The sequence below is a fragment of the Treponema berlinense genome, assembly GCF_052273165.1.
Taxonomy (GTDB): Bacteria; Spirochaetota; Spirochaetia; order Treponematales; family Treponemataceae; genus Treponema_D; species Treponema_D berlinense_A.
Map to the genome: position 1 here is coordinate 30,863 of NZ_DAVZIU010000008.1, position 21,344 is coordinate 52,206.

18 protein-coding genes and 2 tRNA genes are annotated in these 21,344 nt (G+C 38.7%); 12 read left to right on the forward strand and 8 right to left on the reverse strand.

Translation table 11 applies throughout. The annotated features are described in order from the left end of the window. Positions 1-15: 15 nt before the first annotated feature. From tsf to ACT6XC_RS04305, 3 genes are all read right to left on the reverse strand, one after another. Positions 16-852: a translation elongation factor Ts gene (tsf, locus tag ACT6XC_RS04295; RefSeq protein WP_443737336.1), complete on the reverse strand. Its 837-nt coding sequence runs from the start codon at positions 850-852 to the stop codon at positions 16-18. A gap of 14 nt (positions 853-866) precedes the next feature. Beyond that, a complete protein-coding gene (gene rpsB, locus ACT6XC_RS04300; protein ID WP_078930018.1) occupies positions 867-1,733 on the reverse strand; it encodes a 30S ribosomal protein S2 in 867 nt (288 codons plus the stop codon). 149 nt (positions 1,734-1,882) lie between these two features. Beyond that, positions 1,883-2,473, reverse strand: coding sequence for a Maf family protein (locus tag ACT6XC_RS04305; RefSeq protein WP_443737335.1), 591 nt, complete (start codon positions 2,471-2,473; stop codon positions 1,883-1,885). A 98-nt stretch (positions 2,474-2,571) separates the two neighbouring features. On the opposite strand from ACT6XC_RS04305, the gene ACT6XC_RS04310 reads away from it, so the two are divergent. Then, positions 2,572-2,645 (forward strand) — tRNA-Arg (locus ACT6XC_RS04310). Between the two features lie 78 nt (positions 2,646-2,723). Here ACT6XC_RS04310 and ACT6XC_RS04315 read toward each other — a convergent pair. Both ACT6XC_RS04315 and ACT6XC_RS04320 read right to left on the reverse strand, forming a co-directional pair. Next, positions 2,724-3,446, reverse strand: a complete 723-nt coding sequence (locus tag ACT6XC_RS04315) for a HEAT repeat domain-containing protein (protein ID WP_443740916.1) — start codon at positions 3,444-3,446, stop codon at positions 2,724-2,726. Between the two features lie 121 nt (positions 3,447-3,567). Beyond that, positions 3,568-4,119, reverse strand: coding sequence for a hypothetical protein (locus ACT6XC_RS04320; RefSeq protein WP_443740917.1), 552 nt, complete (start codon positions 4,117-4,119; stop codon positions 3,568-3,570). 91 nt (positions 4,120-4,210) lie between these two features. Here ACT6XC_RS04320 and coaD point away from each other — a divergent pair, with 91 nt between their 5' ends. From coaD to ACT6XC_RS04355, 7 genes are all read left to right on the forward strand, one after another. After that, entirely contained in the window at positions 4,211-4,690 is a 480-nt protein-coding gene (gene coaD / locus ACT6XC_RS04325) for a pantetheine-phosphate adenylyltransferase (RefSeq protein ID WP_078930022.1), read from the forward strand. 160 nt (positions 4,691-4,850) lie between these two features. Beyond that, positions 4,851-5,036, forward strand: a complete 186-nt coding sequence (gene rpmF, locus ACT6XC_RS04330) for a 50S ribosomal protein L32 (protein ID WP_078930023.1) — start codon at positions 4,851-4,853, stop codon at positions 5,034-5,036. A gap of 73 nt (positions 5,037-5,109) precedes the next feature. Further along, the gene (gene acpP / locus ACT6XC_RS04335) at positions 5,110-5,352 is read left to right on the forward strand and encodes an acyl carrier protein (RefSeq protein ID WP_296023683.1); all 243 of its coding nucleotides are present in this window, start codon (positions 5,110-5,112) and stop codon (positions 5,350-5,352) included. Between the two features lie 83 nt (positions 5,353-5,435). Beyond that, positions 5,436-6,173, forward strand: coding sequence for a ribonuclease III (gene rnc, locus ACT6XC_RS04340; RefSeq protein ID WP_443737333.1), 738 nt, complete (start codon positions 5,436-5,438; stop codon positions 6,171-6,173). A gap of 83 nt (positions 6,174-6,256) precedes the next feature. Further along, a tRNA-Gly gene (locus ACT6XC_RS04345) sits at positions 6,257-6,329 on the forward strand. A 353-nt stretch (positions 6,330-6,682) separates the two neighbouring features. Next, positions 6,683-7,987 (forward strand): NCS2 family permease, encoded by a 1,305-nt coding sequence (locus tag ACT6XC_RS04350; RefSeq protein WP_443740918.1) that lies wholly within the window; start codon positions 6,683-6,685, stop codon positions 7,985-7,987. A gap of 9 nt (positions 7,988-7,996) precedes the next feature. Continuing rightward, entirely contained in the window at positions 7,997-8,500 is a 504-nt protein-coding gene (locus tag ACT6XC_RS04355) for a deoxycytidylate deaminase (RefSeq protein ID WP_443737331.1), read from the forward strand. A gap of 45 nt (positions 8,501-8,545) precedes the next feature. Here ACT6XC_RS04355 and thrC read toward each other — a convergent pair whose 3' ends face one another. Next, complete coding sequence (gene thrC, locus ACT6XC_RS04360) at positions 8,546-9,964, reverse strand: threonine synthase (RefSeq protein ID WP_443740919.1); 1,419 nt, start codon at positions 9,962-9,964, stop codon at positions 8,546-8,548. Between the two features lie 23 nt (positions 9,965-9,987). Then, positions 9,988-11,007 (reverse strand): hypothetical protein, encoded by a 1,020-nt coding sequence (locus ACT6XC_RS04365; protein WP_443737329.1) that lies wholly within the window; start codon positions 11,005-11,007, stop codon positions 9,988-9,990. Positions 11,008-11,241: 234 nt separating this feature from the next. Here ACT6XC_RS04365 and alr point away from each other — a divergent pair, with 234 nt between their 5' ends. Then, complete coding sequence (alr, locus tag ACT6XC_RS04370; protein ID WP_443740920.1) at positions 11,242-12,411, forward strand: alanine racemase; 1,170 nt, start codon at positions 11,242-11,244, stop codon at positions 12,409-12,411. Here the strand turns inward: alr and ACT6XC_RS04375 are convergent. Further along, the gene (locus ACT6XC_RS04375; RefSeq protein WP_443740921.1) at positions 12,345-13,754 is read right to left on the reverse strand and encodes a bifunctional folylpolyglutamate synthase/dihydrofolate synthase; all 1,410 of its coding nucleotides are present in this window, start codon (positions 13,752-13,754) and stop codon (positions 12,345-12,347) included. The two genes, alr and ACT6XC_RS04375, sit on opposite strands and share 67 nt — an antisense overlap. A gap of 369 nt (positions 13,755-14,123) precedes the next feature. On the opposite strand from ACT6XC_RS04375, the gene trpS reads away from it, so the two are divergent. Genes trpS through ACT6XC_RS04390 form a run of 3 tightly spaced genes read left to right on the forward strand, consistent with a single transcriptional unit; the run spans position 14,124 to position 21,335 of the window. Beyond that, complete coding sequence (gene trpS / locus ACT6XC_RS04380) at positions 14,124-15,146, forward strand: tryptophan--tRNA ligase (protein ID WP_443737365.1); 1,023 nt, start codon at positions 14,124-14,126, stop codon at positions 15,144-15,146. 23 nt (positions 15,147-15,169) lie between these two features. Beyond that, positions 15,170-18,052 carry an excinuclease ABC subunit UvrA gene (gene uvrA, locus ACT6XC_RS04385; RefSeq protein WP_443740946.1) on the forward strand — a complete coding sequence of 961 codons (2,883 nt, stop codon included), beginning with the start codon at positions 15,170-15,172 and terminating at the stop codon, positions 18,050-18,052. Positions 18,053-18,104: 52 nt separating this feature from the next. Then, positions 18,105-21,335 carry a hypothetical protein gene (locus ACT6XC_RS04390; protein ID WP_443740922.1) on the forward strand — a complete coding sequence of 1,077 codons (3,231 nt, stop codon included), beginning with the start codon at positions 18,105-18,107 and terminating at the stop codon, positions 21,333-21,335. Positions 21,336-21,344: the final 9 nt, after the last annotated feature.

The following is a 21,344-nucleotide window of genomic DNA, read 5'->3' on the forward strand; positions in this document are numbered from 1 at the left end:
TTTAATCAGTAAAAATTATTTACCGAGAACGAAAAGAACAATCTTTCCAAATGAAAGTTTTGCACCAGCAGCCTTTCCAACTTCTTCAAGTTTCTTAGCAACTGTAACTTTGTCGTCCTTTACGAAAGGCTGGTCAACAAAACAGCTTTCTGCAAGGAGCTTGTTGATTTTTCCGTTAAGAATGCCGTCTTTTACATTCTGTGGTTTTGAAGCCATTTTTTCATCAGCGTCCATCTGTGCAGCAAAAATTTCTTTCTGCTCGTCGATATAACTCTGTGGAACTTCATCTTTTGTAATGTAAGTAGGTGTAAATGCTGCGAGGTGAAGACAGCAGTCTTTTGCGAATGCTTTTACTTCGTCAGATGTTGATCCTTCAACAACTACAATTGCACCTGTTTTTTTGTCTGAGTGAACATAAGTTCCAACAACAGCATTTGCTCCAACTTCAACGAAAGCAGAACGGCGTACAGCCATGTTTTCGCGGAATTTGATAGCAATTGTGTCGATGATTGCTTTGTGTTCTGCTGTGATTTCATCGGTTCCTGCTGCAAGTGTGATTTCTGCAGCTTTGTCAGCAGTTGCGCCAAAATCAGCATTATTTGCTACGAAGTCAGTTTCACAAGTAACTTCAACCATAGCAATTTTATTGCCTTCCTGTTTGATGACAATGCGTCCTTCGCCAGTTGCACGGTCAGAACGTTTTGCCATAGCAGCAAGACCTTTTTCTTTCAAGATTTTCTCAGCTTCTGCAACACTTCCATTTGCATCCTGGAGAGCTTTTTTGCAGTCCAACATACCTGCGCCTGTTGCTTCGCGGAGAGCTTTTACATCAGCAGCTGTAAATGATGCCATTTGTATTCCCCTGATTATTTGTCAAATTTTTCAGCGAGATCTTCATCATCGCTATCATCGTCAGCAGCAACATCTTCTTCTTTTGGTTCAGTAGGAGTGTAGTTGCTGTAGTCTGCGATTTCTTCATCGTCTTTTTTTGTTGAAGCGTCTGTAACGATTTCTTCATCGTCGTTAAGAGTTTCAATAATTTTAAGACCTTCTTCGTTGTTTGCTTCTACAACTGCGTTTGCAATGATAGAAGTGAAGAGAGAAATTGCACGGATTGCATCATCGTTTCCTGGAATAGGGTAGTCGATTCCTTCTGGGTTACAGTTTGTATCAACAACTGCAACGATAGGAATACCCATACGGTGAGCTTCTGCAACAGCAATCTGTTCTTTGTGTGTATCGATGATGAAAAGAATTCCTGGGAGTTCTTTCATTTCTTTGATACCACCAAGGTTTTTAGAAAGCTTTTCTTTTTCTTTGAGAAGATTTGCAACTTCTTTTTTTGTAAGATTGTCAAAAGTGCCGTCTACTTCCATCTTTTCGATTTTCTTGAGGCGCTGAAGTGACTTTTTGATTGTAGAGAAGTTTGTAAGCATACCACCAAGCCAGCGGTTGTTTACATAGTACATGCCACAGCGTTCTGCTTCTTTCTGAACTGCCTGCTGTGCCTGTTTTTTTGTACCAACGAAAAGAACTGACTTTCCTGAAGTTACAACTTTGCGGACAGCTTCGTAGCTGTCTTTGATTGCACCGATTGTTTTCTGCAAATCGATGATATGGATACCATTGCGCTGTGCGAAGATATATTTCTTCATGCGTGGATCCCAACGCTTAACCTGGTGACCGAAATGTACACCTGATTCAAGCAAACTCTTCATGGTTACAACTGCCATAAAGTGTCTCCTTCACCGGAAAGAAATCATTCATGCTTTAGATGATTTTTTTCCACCGAACTCTTTTTCTCGAGGCGCATAATAATGCGTCCGGAAGATTTACGAGCCTGCGAATAAATACCTACGGTCCGTTCGCAAGTCCCGGCAGATTACTCGAAAATCGAATAATTCTGTTCTTTTAGTGTATCATAAAGTTCAAAGACAGGCAATCCCATAACACCGCTGTTTGTACCGTCAATTTTAGAGATAAAACAGCTTGCAAGCCCTTGAATTCTATAACCTCCAGCTGCTCCGTGCCATTCTCCTGTGCTTATATACCATTTAATTTCTTCGTCGGTCATCTTTGAAAAAGTTACTTTTGTGATTGAAGTGCGATTGCTCATGTAGTGCAGTTCGCTGTTAAAAAGTGCAATTCCCGTAATTACTTTGTGTGTAGAACCTTGGAGACTTTTTAAGTATTCAAAGGCTTGTTCTTGATTTTCCGGCTTTCCTAGAATTTTTTTGTTTTTTACAATTACGGTGTCTGCTCCTAAAATCCATGGATATTCAATTCCTGCCGGGGCAGCCCTTATGACTGCGTCAACTTTTCTTGTGGCGAGAAATTCGGGAATTTTTTCAATTTCAATATCATCAGGATATTCTTCCTTGCAGTTTGGAATTATGACCTGATAAGGAATGTTCATAAGTTTTAAAATTTCCTGTCGTCTTGGTGAAGAAGATGCTAAAATTATAGGCTGCATAAGATACCTCCCGGTTTATAAATGAGTTGTGCAAGTTATTCTGTTGACAATTTTGAATGAAATCAATATCTTTTGTTCTTGTATTTCAAAAAAAGACTGAGGGATTAGCTCAACTGGATAGAGCGTCGGCCTCCGGAGCCGAAGGTTGCGTGTTCAAATCACGTATTCCTCAAAAAAATTGGTAAAATTAAATAAAAAAAAAGAGAGGCTTTTCAAATTTCTTTGATGGCCTCTCTTTTTTTTTGCTTGGTTATTTTGCGTTGTTATTTTTCTTGTCTGATGACGAAGGAACACCCTGTAAAGTCTTTAGTAGTTCATGGGCACGGGTGCGGACTGGAGTTACATAGCGGTAGTTTGTAGCAATCTGGCCTACAGCCTGAATCATAGGACCTTTGTTCTGAACTGAATCTGCAATTTTTTCATAGGCAATTAAAACTTCGAGAGCCAATGAAGAAGTCGGGTTTAAAACCGCATTTTTTTTCTGAGCCCAGGCGATTGTTTCAGAAACTTCATCGTTGTCGTTGATTCCGATGTCTCCAAGGGCACGGATTGCGGCTGTTATTACCATAGGCTCGTTGTCTGCAAGAGCGACTTTTACAAGAGCATTTTTTGATTCTTCTGTTTTAACATTTGCAAGAATATCGCAGGCTTTTGCGCGGATGTCTGGAAAGTTGTTCATAAGGCGTCCGTTTGTTCTTGACTGACTTGCGATTCCTTCCCCTGCAAGACCATCGAGAGCTTTCATCATATCAGGAGTTGTGCGTCCTTCGTTTACTGCATTTTCAAGATATTGAAGGGCTACAAGCTTGTTGTCTCTTTCTTCTGATGTTGCAAGTTCTGTGATTACAACGTCTTCGATGCTGCTGAGGTATTCGCTTTCAACGTTTGACTCGTTGTCTGCGCTTGTCTGTGCGCTAACTGTAAAAGCGAATGCAGTAAGAATTGCAGCTGCTGCATATTTTATAGATTTCATTAGATCCCCCTTGGACTTATTCTAGTAATCGGCACTTTTTATAAAAACTTTTAAAATTATAGTTGAATGATTTACAAAAATCAATAAAAGTTATTCTTTCTTTGAAAAAAGACAGAAACTGTTATCCGTCAATTTCTGGCAGGTGTAACTGCCAATGACCATCGATTTTATTGAAATAATAGTAAACTGTGTATTTTTCTTCAGTTTCGGAAGAATCCAGGCTTGTAATCTGAACGGCCTTTACGTAATTTTCAGATTCATAGCGTATTGTTGAGATGTTTCGTCCAGCTCTTGAAGGTACGAATACGTATTTAAAATAATCCTGCAAGGTTCTGAGCTGAAGCCCCTTTATAGGCAGTTTGCCTTGGGCTTTTTTTAAATTTGCAGGTTTTGACCAATAAACTTTTGACTCGTTGTCTATATACAAAAGCCAAGACTGATAGTCGAAATCTGACATAATCGTTTTTAAACTCTCAATGGTGCGGAGAATTTCTGCTTTATCTGATTCAAATGTGTCTTTTGAAACAGTAAGGTTTCCAACAGACTTGTGATATTCATCTTTTTCGACTGGAATTTCTTTTTTTTCGTCAATAACATTCTTGTTTTCTTCTTTTGCTTGTTGCTGTTGTACCGAAGTTGAACCGCAACCTGCCAGTATGAAAGGAAATGCCAAAATTGCTATCTTGGATAAATATTTTTTTGTTCTCATAAAGAAGAATATACATCACTTGTCTGTTCGCGTCAAACGTGATAAAAAGAAAAGCATGAATATTGCAGTTTTTCCGGGGAGCTTTGATCCTCCGACTTATGGACATTTGAATGTAATTGAAAGGGCAAGCAAACTTTTTGAAAAAATCGATGTTCTTGTTTCTGAAAATCCTGGCAAAAATAGCCTTTTTACTGCTGATGAGCGAGTTTTGATGCTAAAAACTTTGACAGAGCCTTATCATAATGTAGAAGTTCATAAATGGGACAGACTTGTCGTTGAATATGCAAGAAAAATCGATGCAAAAGTTCTTATTCGTGGAATAAGAAATGTAAACGATTTTTCGTACGAGTTTGACCTTTCTCTTGTAAACCACAATTTAAATCCTGAAATTGAAACTCTTTTTATGCCGACGGAGACAAGGTACGTAATCGTAAAGTCCAGTTCGATAAAAGAACTTGCCCAGTTTGGCGGAGATATAAGCGGAATGGTTCCTCCTGTGGTTTGTGAGGCTGTTTTGAAAAAATACCGGAAATAACAGAGAATTTGAATGTTAAAATGACAAAAAATGTGATATTGTCATAAAAAATATTGACAAATGGAAAAATACCGGTATAATCCAATTGACATTCAGACAGGAACTGATATAACATTAAATCTGTTATACAAGTAACAAAACATATAGTGAGGTTATATAAATGGCAGTACCTAGAGCGAAAACTTCGAAAGCACGAACACGCAGACGCCGTGGTGTTAATATGCATCTTGTTGCACCACAGATGGTTGAATGTGCAAACTGTGGCAACCTTGTTTTGCAGCATCATGTATGTCCAAAGTGCGGTTTCTACCGTGGACGTCAGGTAATTAAACCAGAAGTTAAGTAGTCTGGATGAATTAACAATACGGAAAATTTTCAGTTTCTGAAAATTTAACTTAATTAATCACAGGAGATTAAAAATGGACGAATTGTTCAGCAAAATCCAGAAGCTTATCGCTGAAAAACTGGAAATCGATGAAAGCAAAATCACTTTGGATTCTTCATTCCGTGGTGATCTCGGTGCAGACAGCCTTGATACTTACGAATTGGTTTATGCAATCGAAGAGGAACTTGGCGTTAGCATCCCTGATGAAAAAGCAAACGAATTTGAAACAGTTCGTGATGCATACAACTTCATCAAAGCTGAAAAAGAATCTAAATAATTTTTCAGTTATAGTTTTTTATAAAACGAATGAACACAGGTTTGCTTAAGCGGCCTGTGTTTATTTTTTTTATGGGGGTTGTTGTGTTTAAAAGAAAAATTCGTAATTCAAATATTTCAGAAGAAAGAAAAAAAGCCCTTTCTGAGTTTTGTAAAAACCTGAATATAAAATTCAATAATCTGGAACTTTTAAATCTAGCCTTCCATCACCGTTCTTTTTCCAACGAAAACATTTCAAGCAGGCACGTAAATAATGAAAGACTTGAATTTCTTGGAGATTCTGTCCTTGGTATGGCAACCGCAACTTTTTTATATGAAGATATGTTTGAAAATCCAGAAGGAGATCTTTCTAAAATAAAGAGCGTTGTTGTCTCTGAAAAAACTCTTGCTCCGATTGCGAGAAGAATAGGTATAAACAAAATGCTTATTCTTGGAAAAGGCGAGGAGATGAGCGGAGGGCGCGACAAGGACGCTATTCTTGCGGATTGTGTTGAAGCAATAATCGGAGCTTATTATCTTGACAGCGGTTTTGAAGTTGCGGAAGAACTTGTGCTTGATCTTATTGTTCCGGAAATTCGAAAAGTCCAACAGAATAAGGGTGAAAAAGATTACAAAACTCTTTTGCAGGAATTTTACCAGAAAAAATCAAAGTTATGCCCAGTTTATGAACTTGTCAAAAAAACAGGTCCAGACCATGACAGGACTTTTTGGGTAAAGGTAAGTTTAAAAGACGAAGAATTTGGTCCGTGCAGTGGAAAAAGCAAAAAGGCTGCGGAGCAAAATGCCGCAAAGCTTGCGTGGGAGAAAATCAAAAAAAATTAAAAAAAATTAAAAATTTTTAAAAATTTTTAAAAAACAGTATTGACATAAACTTCAATGCTTGGTATTATAAATACATAAGTTGTGCGGTAGTCATATAACGGCTCATTATCTCAGCCTTCCAAGCTGATGACGAGGGTTCGACTCCCTTCTACCGCTCTAAATTTATTAAGGCTAAATCTTTGTGTTACAACGATTTAGCCTTTTTTTTTATTTTAACCTAGTCTTTTGGAAAGAAAACAAAAATTCTTGAGAAGCTTTTTTTGCATAAAGTTTTTCTTACGCTGGATGCGAAGGACTTTAGTTGGCGCACTTTGCGACAATGAGCGTAAGCGAATCCGTAGCAGCCAGTCTTTGGGAAAAATGCTTGCATGAACGAAAATTGTTTTTTTTACGACTGATGACGTTCTTTTTTTTATAAATTTTTTATTAAAAGCCTGCGTTTTTTATTTTTCTGTTTTTTATTCTATGATATAATTCTTGATATGTTTTTTTTCCATGGAGGTTTTTTTATGGAAACTTTGTTTAAAATCAAGGAGAAAGGTTCAACTGTAAGCCGCGAAATTATCGGTGGTATTACAACTTTCCTTGCAATGTCCTACATTCTTGCAGTTAATCCTGGAATGCTTGGTTCTATCCCTGGAATGAGTTTTGAAGGCGTTTTTACGGCAACTGCGATTTCTGCTGCGATTGCAACTCTGATTATGGCTTTTTTTGCTAATATGCCTGTTGCTCTTGCTTCTGGCATGGGACTTAATGCGTTCTTTACGTATACTGTTTGCGGACAGATGGGGTGTTCTCCATGGTTTGCTCTTACAGCTGTTTTGCTTGAAGGTGTTTTGTTTATCGTTCTTTCGTTCTTTGGTGTTCGTGAGGCGATTATCAATTCTATTCCTTCTACTATGAAGAAGGCTGTTGCTGTTGGTATTGGTCTTTTTATTGCTTTAATTGGTCTTAACAACGCTGGAATCGTAACTTCTTCAAACGGAACAATTATCGGTTTTAACGCATTTGACAAAGATCATATTTCTGCAATTGTTGCGATTATCGGTCTTGTAATTACGATTGTGCTTTATATTCTAAAAGTTCCTGGAGCAATTCTTATCGGTATTGCTGCTACAACTGTTGTTGGAATTCCTTTTGGTGTTACGACTATTCCTGAAAACTTTAAACCTGTTTCTGTTCCTCAGGCTCCGTTCCTTTTTAGATTTGAATTTTCAAATGTCCTTACGCTGAAATTCTTCGGAGTTTTCTTTACTTTCCTTTTTACTGATATTTTTGATACTATTGGAACTTTGATGGGCGTTGCTGAGCAGGCTAAACTTATTGACGAAAACGGAAATATTCCTAATGTAAAAAATGCTCTTCTTGCCGATGCGATTGGTACTGTTGCTGGTGCTTGTCTTGGAACTTCAACTGTAACTTCTTATGTTGAATCTTCTGCTGGTGTTGCTGCTGGTGCTCGCACAGGTCTTTCTTCTGTTGTGACTGCAGGTTTCTTTGTTTTGGCTTTGTTGTTCACTCCGCTTTTTGCACTTGTTCCTTCTTGTGCTACGGCTCCTGCCTTGATTTTTGTCGGATTTTTGATGATGCAGTCTGTAACCTCAATCAAGTTTAGTGAAATAACTGACGGAATTCCTGCTTTTATAACAATTCTTGTAATGCCTTTCGGATATTCGATTTCTAAAGGTATTGCCTTTGGTATGATCGCTTATGTAATTTCGAAAGTTGCTGGTAGAAAAGCAAAGGAAATTTCTCCTGTTACGTGGATTCTTGCTGCCGTATTTGTTTTTGCTCTTGCAATAAAAGCTATCTAATTTTTTAGTATGAACGAATCATCAAATAAAGAAAAATATTTGCGCCCGACCTGGGACGAATATTTTATGGAAGTTGCAAGAACTATTGCAAAACGTGCGACATGCGACAGAGGACGTTCTGGTTGCGTGATTGCAAGAGATAATCAGATTCTTGTTACTGGATATGTTGGAAGTCCTGCGGGACTTCCTCATTGCGATGAAGCAGGTCATCTTCTAAAAAAAATGCTGCACAGTGATGGAACTGTCAGCCAGCATTGTGTAAGAACCGTTCATGCGGAGCAGAATGCAATCTGCCAGGCTGCTAAACGTGGAATTTCTATCGATGGCGGTACTGTTTACTGTAAAATGACTCCGTGTAGAACCTGTGCAATGCTTTTAATTAACTGCGGTATAAAAAGAGTTGTGTGTGAAAAACACTACCATGATGAAGCCGACAGTCTTAAAATGCTTGAGGAAGCTGGAATAGCGATTGAACATTTGGAAGATAATGTTCAGACTTACGAAAATATGTAATAAAAAAGGCTAGCTTGAAAGTTTTTCAGACTAGCCTTTTTTGTTTTATTTTAAGTTTTCAAGCAACCAAGATTTGAATTGGTTGTAGTTGTTTTCCATTGGAATTGATTTGTCTTCCAGGCGCATAACTTTTTCAAGTCTGTCTGGAATTATTGGCTTTGAGCCGATTGCCTTTTCGACGATTGAGCCGAATTTTGCAGGATGGGCTGTTTCCAAAACTACACCGATTGCGTTTTTCTTAGAAATTACATCATCTGCCCAATCTGGGAGATTTGGTGTAAGACCAGGTTTTGTGTAATCATGTTTTTTGCCCTGTGCAAGTTCTGCCATGGCTCCGTTTTTAATATCGCTCCATGCTTTCCAGCCGACAGCTCCGTGGGGATCGATGGTGTAGCCTGTTTTTGCATAGCAGTCTTTGATCGAGTTTATGATTCCGCTGTCATCAAGCCAATAAGAAGCAAATAAATGGCGTACATCGTCAAGAGAGTACATTGTTGAAATCCGTTCGTAGTTGCTAGGAGCACCGACGTCCATTGCATTTGCGTATGTTGCTACCGAAGGACGGGCATTGTAGTTTCCAGTTGCAATCCAATCTGGAATTGTACGGTTTGTATTTGTCGCTGCAACAAAACCTGTGATTGGAGCACCCATTTTTTTTGCGATAAGTCCAGATGTCAGGTTTCCGAAGTTTCCGCTCGGAACAACCATAATTATAGAAGGATCTTCAATTCTGTTGTACTGCCATGCTCTGTTTTTTACGTAGAGAGAAGCGTACATATAATAAAAACTCTGAGGAAGAAGACGGCTGATATTTATTGAATTTGCAGATGAGAGGCGAAGTGAAGAGCGAAGCTCGTTATCTGTAAATGCTGTTTTTACAAGTTTCTGGCAGTCGTCGAAAGTGCCTTTTATTCTGAGAGCGCGGACATTTCCGTCAAAAGTTGAAAGTTGCTTTTCCTGAAGCGGTGAAATTTTTCCTTCTGGATATAAAATTGTAACGTCAAGCCCTGGAACGTTGTGGAAGGCGCTTCCTACAGCAGAACCTGTATCTCCAGATGTTGCAACGAGAATGTGAAGAGGCTTGTCTTCGTTGCGGTTGAAATATGACATTACACGTGCCATAAAACGGGCTCCGAAGTCTTTGAATGCGCAGGTTGGGCCGTGAAAAAGTTCGAGGACATATGAGTTTGGGTCGAGACCTGAAACCTTTGCTGGAAAAGGATAGGCATCGTTTATGAGTTTTTTGAGATCGTTTTCTGGGATTTCTCCTTCAACGTAAGGTTTTGCCATTTCAAAAGCAATATCGCGAAGGTTTGGCTCCGGATTTTTATTTAAAAATGATTTATCAAGTTTTGGAAATTCCACCGGAATATAAAGTCCTCCGGTTTTTTCATTCATACCACCGACTACAGCGGTTTTAAAATCTGTTTTTATCGATTTGTCTCTTGTGTCTGTGTAAATCATCTGTTTATCCTCACTTTTATAAATTAAAGTCCGTAAATTATTTCGTGCGCCAGATTTTCTGCCAAAAGTTTTCTTGCAGAATTAAGACAGTTCCAATCTTTGTCTTCTGTTACCGTAGCTGTGCTACGCAGTTCGCATAAAATCGAGCCAGTTTTCATATTAAGACAGGTAAGGTTTCCTTCGAGCGTGAGCGTGTATTTTTGGTCAGCATTTTTTTCAATTGGCGTAAGATATTTTACTTTGCCAAAAATAAGATATGCAGAATTGGAACCTATGAGATTTGCCGCAGTTTTATAGATTGTCGGAATGTCGTCGGTCAAAATTGCATTTGAGAAATCAGCGTTTCCGATTCTTACAAAACCTGAACGCATAAGCGCCATAAGAAGATTTGACGAAGAAACTGAATTGCTTAAAATTGGTTTTCCAGAAGCATTGAAGTCTACGATTGCGACAGTTCCGCCACTTGCATAAAGATTTGTCTTAACTTTGTAAGGCGCGCTTACAGAAACTTTTTCTGCAAGTTTTGCAATTTCTGGGTTTGTAACATCTCCGGAAGGATAAACGCTTATTTTGCTGTTAAAAGAAAAAGCCGGAGTTGCAGGTACGAAAATTACAGTTCCTGAAGAGTTTGTCGTAAGGTTTGCCAGAGAAAATGTCGGCTGACCGTTAATTTTTGTTTCAGGAAAACTTATTGAAAGTTCAAGGCCGGCTACTGGAGTTCCATCCGCCTTTTCCGCCTTAAAAACAAATGGCGAAGAAAAAGCCTTTCCCTTTGTTGTTTCTTTTGGACTCGAAACAACTGAAAGTCTGAGTCCTTCAATTTTTTTTGCATATATTGACTCTTCGGTTTCTTCTTTTTGTGCCGAAATTGAACTGTTTACAACATTGAGTTTTCTAGGAACTTGAGGTGTTTTTGGGCGTTCAATTTCTTCAGCCTGCTCGATTTTCGGCTGTGGCTGGTCTTTTGGAGCTGATGCACAGGATGTTATAAAAAAAGCAACTGATGTCGCAATACTTAAAGTTACAGAAAGTGATTTTTTCATGATTTCTCCAGATAATTTTTTGCCGTTAGATTTCTTTTATAGAAAAATAACGTACTTTTAATTTTATCTTAAAACTAAGTTTTTCTCAATAAAAAACAGGCTGTAAAAAATTTAAATTTATAGAAGTTTTATCAGTTTAAAATATTGCTTAAAAAGTTTCAAAAACCTATCATTTAATCAGTGATGCTGAGAATTCACTTTTAACAATGTAAAATAAAAAATGGGGCATAAAGAATGAGACCGACTTTCGCTAGAATTTACCTTGAAAATTTAAAATATAACCTTGAATACATCCGCTCAAAAATAAATAAAAATGCAAAAATGTGCGTTGCTGTAAAGGCAGATGCCTACGGTCATGGCGCTGTAGAATGCGCAAAAACTGCCGTTGAATGCGGAGTGGATTTTCTTGCCGTTGCAACTGTTGATGAGGGGGTTGAGCTTCGGCTTGCAGGAATAAAAATCGGAATTCTTGTTTTGAGTTTGTGCCAGAAAGAAGAAATGGAAGATGTTGTAAAAAATGAGCTTACGCCTCTTGTTTTTGATGAGGAATACATTGGCTTTATTGCTGAAGCTGCGAAAAAATACAAAAAAAACAGCTTTTGCGTTCATCTGGCGGTTGATACCGGAATGGGAAGAATCGGCTGTCTTGCAAAAGATGCTGGAAAAATTGCTAAAAAAATCGCGGAAACAGGCGTTTTAAAAATGGGCGGAATATGCACTCACTTTTCTGTCGCAGACAGCACCCAGGCTGAAAATTTTGAATATACGGAAAAACAGTTCAAATTGTTTTTGGAAGCGGTCGAAAACGTAAAAAAAGAGGGAATTGATCCTGGAATCCGCCACTGTTCAAATTCGGCTCTTACACTGACTCATCCAGAAATGCATCTTGATATGTGCCGTCCTGGAATTATTGCATACGGCTATTATCCTGGTCAGGTTGATAAAAAATATTTTGAAAAACTCGGTGAAAAAAAATTCCTAAAACCTGTTATGGAACTTGTAACGAAGGTTGTTGCAATCCGTGAATTTGAAAAAGACAGGTCTGTTTCGTACGGCAGAAGATGGACTTCTTCTAAAAAGACAAAGATTGGAGTTCTTCCGATTGGTTATGCGGACGGACTTTTCCGTAGATTTAATGAAGATGATAAAAGGCTTTATGTTGCAATTGGTGGAAAAAATTATCCTGTCTGTGGAAGAATCTGCATGGATCAGTGTATGATTGAACTTGGTGAAGATAGCCAGGTTGAGCGCTATTGCGAAGCCGTAATTTTTGGACCAGAAGAAAGCGGAGCTTTGCAGAGCGCCCAGGAAATTGCCGATATGACTGGAACAATCAGCTATGAGATTACCTGTGGAGTTTCAAAACGTGTGCCTAGAATTTTTGTAACCTCCGCAACCAGATAAAACGAGCCTGTTATGAGCAAAGTTTTCTTGTTTGATTTGCAAAAATCAAGGACTTTTTCGATTTGTTTTTTGTAATTTGAATCTGAATCAAACGCAAGACCTGCAGAAGCAAACGAATTTTCGACTTCTGACAGGTCTGATTTTTTTACATTGCCTGGAACCGTTAAAAATATTTTTTGAAAATTTTTAGAATCCGTAACTTTGCTCTGCGAAAATAGTTCTGCAATTTCCCTGCTGTGCTTGTCCTGCGCGCAGGCAAAAAGCAGGGCGTCGATTTTTATATTTGCATTTTTTATAGTTTCCAAAGTTAATTTTATGCTTTTTGGAGTGTGCGCTCCGTCCAGAACAAGATAAGGAATTTCTCTGAAATTCTGAGGATTTTTTATAAGTTCAAATCGGGCTGGAAGTGAAGTTTTTGAAAGGCCTTTTTCAATAATATCTTCTGAAATTTCCGGGAATGCTGTTTTTACCGCCAGGGCTGCCAGCGCTGCGTTTTGAGCCTGAAATTCTCCTGCAAGTTTTAGTTCTGCGGTTAATGGGCGGGAAAAAAACGAAGATGAAATGACAGCTTTTGTCTTTATTTTTTCTGACGATGTATAAATTTGTGTACTAATTTTGCAAATTTCGTCGATAAAAAATATTTTTGCGTCTTTTTGAGCTGCGATTGATTTAAAAACTTCTTTTACGGATGAAATTTGTGGTGCTATAAAGACAGGAGTTTTTTCTTTTATGATTCCGCCTTTTTCTGCTGCGATTTTTTCCAGCGTATCGCCTAGATATTCGGTGTGCTCAAGTTCGATTGGTCCTATGCAGCAAACTTTTGGTTTTATGATGTTTGTTGCGTCGAGTCTTCCTCCGAGTCCGACTTCAAAAACGGCCGCATCGAGTTTTGCTTTTCTGAAGCATAGAAATGAATAGAGTGTGACAAGTTCAAACCAGGTGATCGGACGGTCTTTTAAGAATGTTTTTGAATCTGTGCAGTTTATTAGACATTTTAACTCTTCTGCTGCGTCTTCGTAGTTTTTTTGACTTAGAAAACTTTGATTTTGGGTGATTCTTTCCAGAAAATTTATAATGTGCGGAGAGCTGTAAAGACCTGTTTTTAAGCCTGCTTCTTCGAGAATTGAAGCTATGAATGCTGAAGTTGAGCCTTTTCCTTTTGAGCCTGCGACGTGAAAGGTTGGATATGAGAGTTCTGGGTTGCCTGCGAGTTTTGCAAAATATTCCATTGTGTCGAGCCAGAACATATTTTTTTGCGGAAGTTTTTCAAAATTCAAAAATGAATCGAGCCAGTTTTCAAAATCGGTAAGATAAGGTGAAGAAGGTGCAATGTTTTTTGTCATAGAAATGATTTTAATTAAAACAAATGTTTAAGAAAAGTGTTTGAAAGAAAATAAGTCCGTTTAGGGTAACGTCCGTGCGTAGTTTTTTTTTGTTAGAGCGAAAAACTTAGCCCGGATCGCCACGGAAAGACCGGACGAGCGAAGCGAGGAGGACTTATAGTAAGAGCCGGTTTGAAAGTAAACTGTGCTTCATTCTTGATTTTTTGGTTCTTAATTGAAGAAAAAAGTGAAGTTTTATATAATTTTGTTGCAACTTTTTATGTTGCTTTAATTTTTTTATTTTTACAGGAAAATAAAATGTCGCAGACTGAAGAAAAACTTGAAAATAATGCAGATAAAATTCTTGCCGAAGCGGTTAGAAAATCCGAAATGATTGAAAAAGATATTGCCGTTAATCCGAAAAAATACCGTGTTTTGACAGGCGACCGTCCGACTGGAAATCTTCATATCGGACATTATTTTGGCTCGCTTAAAAATCGAGTCCGTCTTTCTAGGCTTGGTGTTCCGACTATGATTTTGATTGCCGATTATCAGGTTTTGACGGATCATGATGCATTTGACAAGATTAGTCAGAATACAAAGCAACTTGTAATTGATTATCTTGCTGCAGGAATTGAACCTGGAAAAGATGTCTGTATTTATCCGCATAGCCACGTTCCTGAGGCAAATCAGCTTATGGTTCCTTTTTTGACACTTGTTTCTAGTTCTGAACTTGACCGCAATCCAACTGTAAAGGACGAGATTGAAAAATCCGGAATGAAGTCGGTGAATGCCGGAATGCTTACGTATCCTGTGCATCAGGCGGTTGATATTCTTTTTTGCAAGGGAAATGTTGTTCCTGTAGGAAAAGACCAGCTTCCTCATCTTGAAGTTGCGCGTCTTATCGCCAGACGTTTTAATAATAAATTTTGCCCGGAGAATCCGATTTTTCCGGAACCTTACGCCTTGCTTTCTAAAACTCCAATGATAAAAGGTCTTGATGGTTCTGCAAAAATGTCGAAATCGCTTGGAAATACGATTATGCTTTGTGCAAGCGAAGATGAAACTGCAAAACTCATAAAAAAAGCAAAAACAGATCAGGAGCGCCATATTTCTTACGATCCTGTAAACCGTCCGGAAGTTGCCAACCTCTTGCAGATAATTTCTCTTTGTACTGGTGAGGACCCTGAGGCTATAGCCGAAAGAATTGGCGACGGTGGCGGCGGCATGCTGAAATCTGTGCTGACAGAAGCCTTGAACGAAGAATTGCGTCCTTTGCGCACAAAACGCGCCGAACTCGAAAATAATATGGACTATATTAGGAGCGTTCTTAAGGAAGGTGTTGTTCAGGCCCGCGAAATTGCGGTAAAGACTCTGGAAGAAGTTCGTTCCGTAATGAATATGGAAATTTAATAAGGGAAATTTAATTGCAAAACATAAATAGGGTTGATGGTGAAAAAATTGTAATTCACGGCGCCCGTGTTCATAATTTAAAAAATATAAGTGTAGAAATTCCGAGAAATAAACTTGTGGTAATTTCGGGACTTTCTGGTTCTGGAAAATCGTCGCTTGCTTTTGATACGCTTTTTGCCGAAGGACAGAGGCGATACATGGAATCTCTTTCTTCTTACGCCCGGCAGTTTTTGGGGAGCATGGATAAACCCGATGTCGATCAGATTGAAGGTCTTTCGCCTGCAATTTCTATCGAGCAGAAAACGACTCACAATAATCCTCGCTCTACAGTTGGAACAGTTACTGAAATTTACGACTATTACCGTCTTTTGTTTGCAAGAACCGGGCATGCTCATTGTCCTGTCTGCGGAAGAGAAATTAAGGAACAGTCGGACGATCAGATTATCGATTCAATAATGGGCTGGGGCGAAGGAACAAAAATTACGCTTTTGGCTCCGGTAATTCATGGAAAAAAAGGCGAACATCAAAAAATCATTGACGATGCAAAAAAATCAGGTTTTGTTCGTGCAAGAATCGATGGGCTTATGGTTGAACTGGACGATTCTATAAAACTCGATAAACAGAAAAAGCATACGATTGAGATTGTCGTTGACAGAATTGCATTGAAAAATGAATCGAGAAAGCGACTTGCAGAATCTGTTGAAACTGCCCTAAAAAGTTCCGACGGAGTTCTTGTTGTTTTAAGGCGCGTAAATGACAATAGCGAAAAAGGCTGGCACGAAGAGGAAGTGTTTTTTTCTCAAAAAAATGCTTGCCCAGACTGTGGTATTTCTATTCCAGAATTGCAGCCGAGGCTTTTTTCGTTTAACAATCCTTTTGGAGCCTGTCCAGAATGTACTGGACTTGGTGAAAAAATGGAATGGGATTCAAAAAAAATACTTCCAGATACTTCTCTAAGCTTTAATCAGGGGGCTTTTCCGTTTTTTAATCCGTCGAGCGAATGGAATCAGTCAATGTTTTATGCGATTGCAAAAGAAAACGGCTGGAGTCTTGATACTCCAATAAAAGATTTGACCCGCGAACAGTTTGACAGCTTGTGGAATGGCGATTTGACTAAAAATATTCGCTGGATTTACAAAAAACAGAGCGGAGAAGGCTTTTCAGAATACAACCGTCCGTGGATAGGAATTCTTTCGGAAATGAAAAGACGGCACAATGAAGCCTGGGGAGAATCCCAGCGTGTGCGGATTGAAGAAAACTATATGTCTGTTTCCGAGTGTTCATCCTGCCATGGAATGCGTCTTAGAAAAGAAGCTCTTGGCGTTACTGTCGGCGGAAAGAATATAATCGAACTTTGCAGTCTGAGCGTTGCGGATAGCATTGAGTTTTTTAAGCAGCTTGAACTTTCTGAAACGGAGAAAAAAATTGCGGTTCAGCTTTTAAAAGAAATAAATGCCCGTTTAAATTTCTTGAAAAACGTCGGACTTGAATATCTTACACTTGACCGTTCTGCAGGAACTTTATCTGGCGGAGAAGCCCAGAGAATCCGTCTTGCAACTCAGATTGGCTCTGGTCTTACAGGTGTTATGTATATTTTGGACGAACCGAGCATTGGACTTCATCAGCGCGACAACCAGAGGCTTATCGATACTCTTAATTACCTTAGGGATTTAAAAAATACGGTAATTGTCGTTGAACACGATGAACAGACTTTGCGTACCGCCGACTGGATTGTTGATATAGGTCCTGGAGCTGGAGTTCATGGCGGAAAAGTGATTGCAAGCGGAACTCCGCAGCAGGTGATGCAGGTTGAACAAAGCGTTACTGGACGTTATTTGAGCGGAAAACTTTATATGCAGTTGCCGGAAAAGAGACGGGAAGGAAACGGAAGTTTTATTTCGATAAAAGGTGCACGCGAACACAATCTTAAAAATATTTCGGTCGATATTCCTCTTGGAACCTTTACCTGTATAACAGGAGTTAGCGGTTCTGGAAAATCGACGCTTTTGAGCGACATTTTTTATCCTGTTGTTTCAAATAAATTGATGAAGACAAGTTACAAGCCTGGGCTTCATGATGAAATTCTTGGAATTGAAAATATCGATAAGGTCATAAATATCGACCAAAGCCCGATTGGAAGAACGCCGCGTTCAAATCCTGTAACCTATGTCGGAGTTTTTGATGCGATTCGAGAACTTTTTAGCACACTTCCTGATTCAAAGGCTAAGGGCTATACTCCAGGCAGGTTTAGTTTTAACGTAAAAGGCGGGCGGTGCGAAAAATGCCAAGGCGCAGGAACTCTTACTATCGAAATGAACTTTTTGCCAGATGTTTTTATTCAGTGCGATGTGTGTCATGGACAGCGCTTTAATAGCGAGACTTTGGACGTTCGCTATCACGGAAAAAATATCTCTGATGTTTTGAATATGACGATTGAAGAAGCGGCTGATTTTTTTGCTGCGATTCCGCATATTTCAAGAAAACTGGAAACTCTTAAAAATGTCGGACTTGGTTACATTCAGCTTGGACAGAGCGCGCTTACTCTTTCTGGAGGAGAGGCTCAGCGTGTAAAGCTTGCAACGGAACTTGCCCGTCCTTCAACAGGAAAAACTCTCTACATTCTTGACGAACCTACAACAGGGCTTCATTTTGCAGATGTAAAGGTTTTGATGGAAGTTATTCAAAAACTTGTGGACAAGGGAAATTCTGTCGTTATGATTGAACACAATCTCGACGTAATTGCTCAGGCGGATTGGATTATTGATCTTGGTCCTGAGGGTGGAACTGGCGGTGGTCAGATTGTTGACTTTGGAACTCCTGAACACATTGTTGCAAACTGGAAAAAAACTGGCAGCTGGACAGGAAAATATCTCGAAGAAACGTTAAATACGGCTCACAAAAACTGACGGTTTTGCAATGAGAAAAAAAACGCTTTTAATATTTTTAATTTTTTCTCTTGTGTCTTTTGCTTTTTGTAAAGAAGTTTCGGCCGAAGAGCAGGTTTCTGTCATAAATATTGAATCTGCCGAAAAATCTGAGTACAAAAAAGATCAGCTTTCTGGTGGCGATTGCATTATTCTTTCTGGAAATGTCGTAATTTCTGTTTCCCGCGGAAATGACAAAACGACAATTTCTGCTGACAGAATAAATTACAATCGTTCTTCGGAAATGCTTTATGCGGAAGGAAACGTCGGTCTTGAACAGAGTGGCTCGTCTTCTGCTGGTGGAGAAAAAATCACTGCAAACAGTCTTCTTTTTAATACTTCGACTTTTGAAGGAATTTTTGACAATGGTCGTGCAGTTCAAACTTCGTCAGATGCTATAAATCTTCCTTCTGGTTCTACTTTGATTGTTGCAAGTGAAATTTTCGGTAGGGATTCTGGAGGAACAATTGCTTTTAAAGGCGGCGAACTTACTTTTTGCGACGATGAAAATCCTCACTGGAAAATCCGCGCGCGGAGAATTTGGCTTTTGCCAGGCGGAGAATTTGCCTTTTTTAGCGCGCTTCTTTATGTTGGTCGTGTGCCTTTGATCTATCTTCCTGCGTTTTATTATCCGAAAGACGAATTGATTTTTAATCCTGCGATGGGCTATAAATTCCGCGAAGGTTATTTTATAAATACAACGACTTATCTTTATGGCCGAAAACCTGCGGACGCAAAATCTACAAATGACAGTTCGGATTCTGACGATGATGATAAAATAAATCCTTTCAGTTTTATGAAAACCGACTCAATGAAAGAGCAGGTGCGCGAAGGAATTGTGCTTCATAATCTTGAAGCGGATTTTAAAGGCGATACTACAAATCACGTAAAAATTATGGCGGACTATTATGCAAATTTGGGCGCAATGGTCGGCGCTGACGTTGTGTTAAAACCTTCAAAGATACTTTCGGACCTTCAATTCAATACAGAACTTGGTTTTAGCAATACTATTTTTAAAAACAATTCGGTTTATCTTCCGTACAACCAGTTTGGAGATAAGGTTCTGGATTCTTCAAATTTTATGGGCTATACGTTGCCGTTCCGTTATCAGTTTAACCTAAAGCTTTCGGTTTCTTCTCCATTCAACCTTACTCTTTCAATGCCGCTTTATTCGGATCCGTATTTTGACTACGACTTTAATAATCGTGCGGAAACAATGGACTGGATTGACTTTCTTATGTCTGGTGTTGCAACTGACGATTCGGAAGAAGACAGTGTTACTACGGTTTCTTCCTTTACTTGGAATTTAAACGGCTCTTATACTTTTAAATTGCCAGAATTCATAAAGCCCTTTGTTTCTACTCTTTCAATTTCTAGTTTTTCTTCTTCGATAGTTTTTTCTTCCCAATCTGCGGTCTTGATTGACCGGGATGAATACAAGGATGATTCGGCCTGGGCAAGTTATACTCCAGAACGCTATTTTTACTATCCGAGTCAGATTACGCCTTTTAAAATCGGTGCAAGAATTTCTGGAACGATTTTTCAGTATCCGAAGGCTTCGTCATCTTCAAAAAAACAGTCGGTTTCGCTTTCTTTATTGCCACCTCTTGAATTCGATGACAAAAAAGAAGAAAGTTTCGATTCTGAAGAAAATGAGGTTCCTGAAGAAAATGAGGTTCCTGAAGAAAATGAGGTTCCTGAAGAAAATATTCTTTTTGATGAATCCGTTCTTCCGTCAATTGTCACATCGAACGCCTCTGTACGCAGTTTAAATGGAATTACCTACAAACTCGCTTACAGTATTTCGCCAGATTTTACTTCACAAATTTCATATTCATCTTCAAATTTAAAGACTCCTGAAGATTTTGATTGGCAGACTGTTCAGGCAACTTATATTCAGGCAAAAGCTCCTGCGACTTTGACGAGCAATCTCGGTTATAAAGATAGCTTTCTTTCGCTTGCGGATACTTTTACGTTCAATCCAGTTTTTCAAAAGCATCCTTATCTGAACGACGACACTTCGGACGGAGGATATTCTGAATCTTCAATTGCTTCGATTAAAAAAGCCGACTACAATGCAAGAAAACTTGATTTGACGGACACAAACGCGCTTACTTTTAAGCCTTTTTATTACACGAATTATTTTTCAAATACGGCCCTAACCTGGAACACGACTGTAAAAATGATTCAGACAAAATATATAAGCGACGATGTAAACAATCCTGAATGGGAATATCTTACGATGGATTTGACCGACGAAGAATGTGTAACAACTCATAATCTGAATCTTGTCCTTGCGGCAAAAGAAGAAGATTTTGGACAGCAGCTTTCGCTTACGACAACTCTTCCGCCTCAAGTTGATTCTTATACAGGCATTTTTTCGCTTAATTTTCCGTACACGACTTTTTCTGTCGGAACAGGAATTAAGCAAAAAAGTTCGACTGACGACACCTGGGTAAAAAACGATATTTCGCAGTCGCTCTCATTTAAGTTTTTTAATAGCAAATTGAATCTTTCTCAGTCTTATGTTTACGATTGGGAAGAAGAGGAGCACGATTCCTTTAAATTTTCGTTGAGCGGTTATGGCGCGCAACTTGCATATACAATGAGTTATTCAAACGTTTATGAATTTGACGTTGAATATGATTCAAATGGAGACATAACAAGCCGAAAAGGTTGGAAATCAACTTCAGACAAAAAATTCCAGCCTTATTCGTTGAGTTTTGCGTATACAAGTCCTTCAAAAACGTTCAAGCATTGGACTGACAAAATTTCTTGGACACCGTCACTTTCTACAAGTTTTGTCTATGATTTTGTGCGTCCGACAAGCAGTTATTTTGTTTTTATACCGAAGATTACTTTCAAGATAAATGAGTTTCTTGATTTTTCATTCAGTTCTGAAAGCCGCAACAACGTAATTTACAGATATTTCTGTTCTGATTCCGATTATGCCTATTATTACGGAAATAACGGTGAAAGAAATGTTTTGAATGATTTAGTGGATTCGTTCAGGTTTGATAGCGACGAAAAACGAAAAAATTCCGCCTTTAAGCTAAAATCTCTTGTTATGTCGATAACTCACGACCTTGATGATTGGGATTTGAACTGTTCATTTAAAATTTCACCACGCTATATTTCTGCAACTTCTAGTCAGCAGGCGCATTACGACTTTAGTCCGTATTTTTCTTTGAGCGTAAGCTGGCGACCAATGTCAGGAATGAAGACCGAAATTCTTGATGAGTATGGAGAATGGAGTTTAAAATAAATTCAAGTT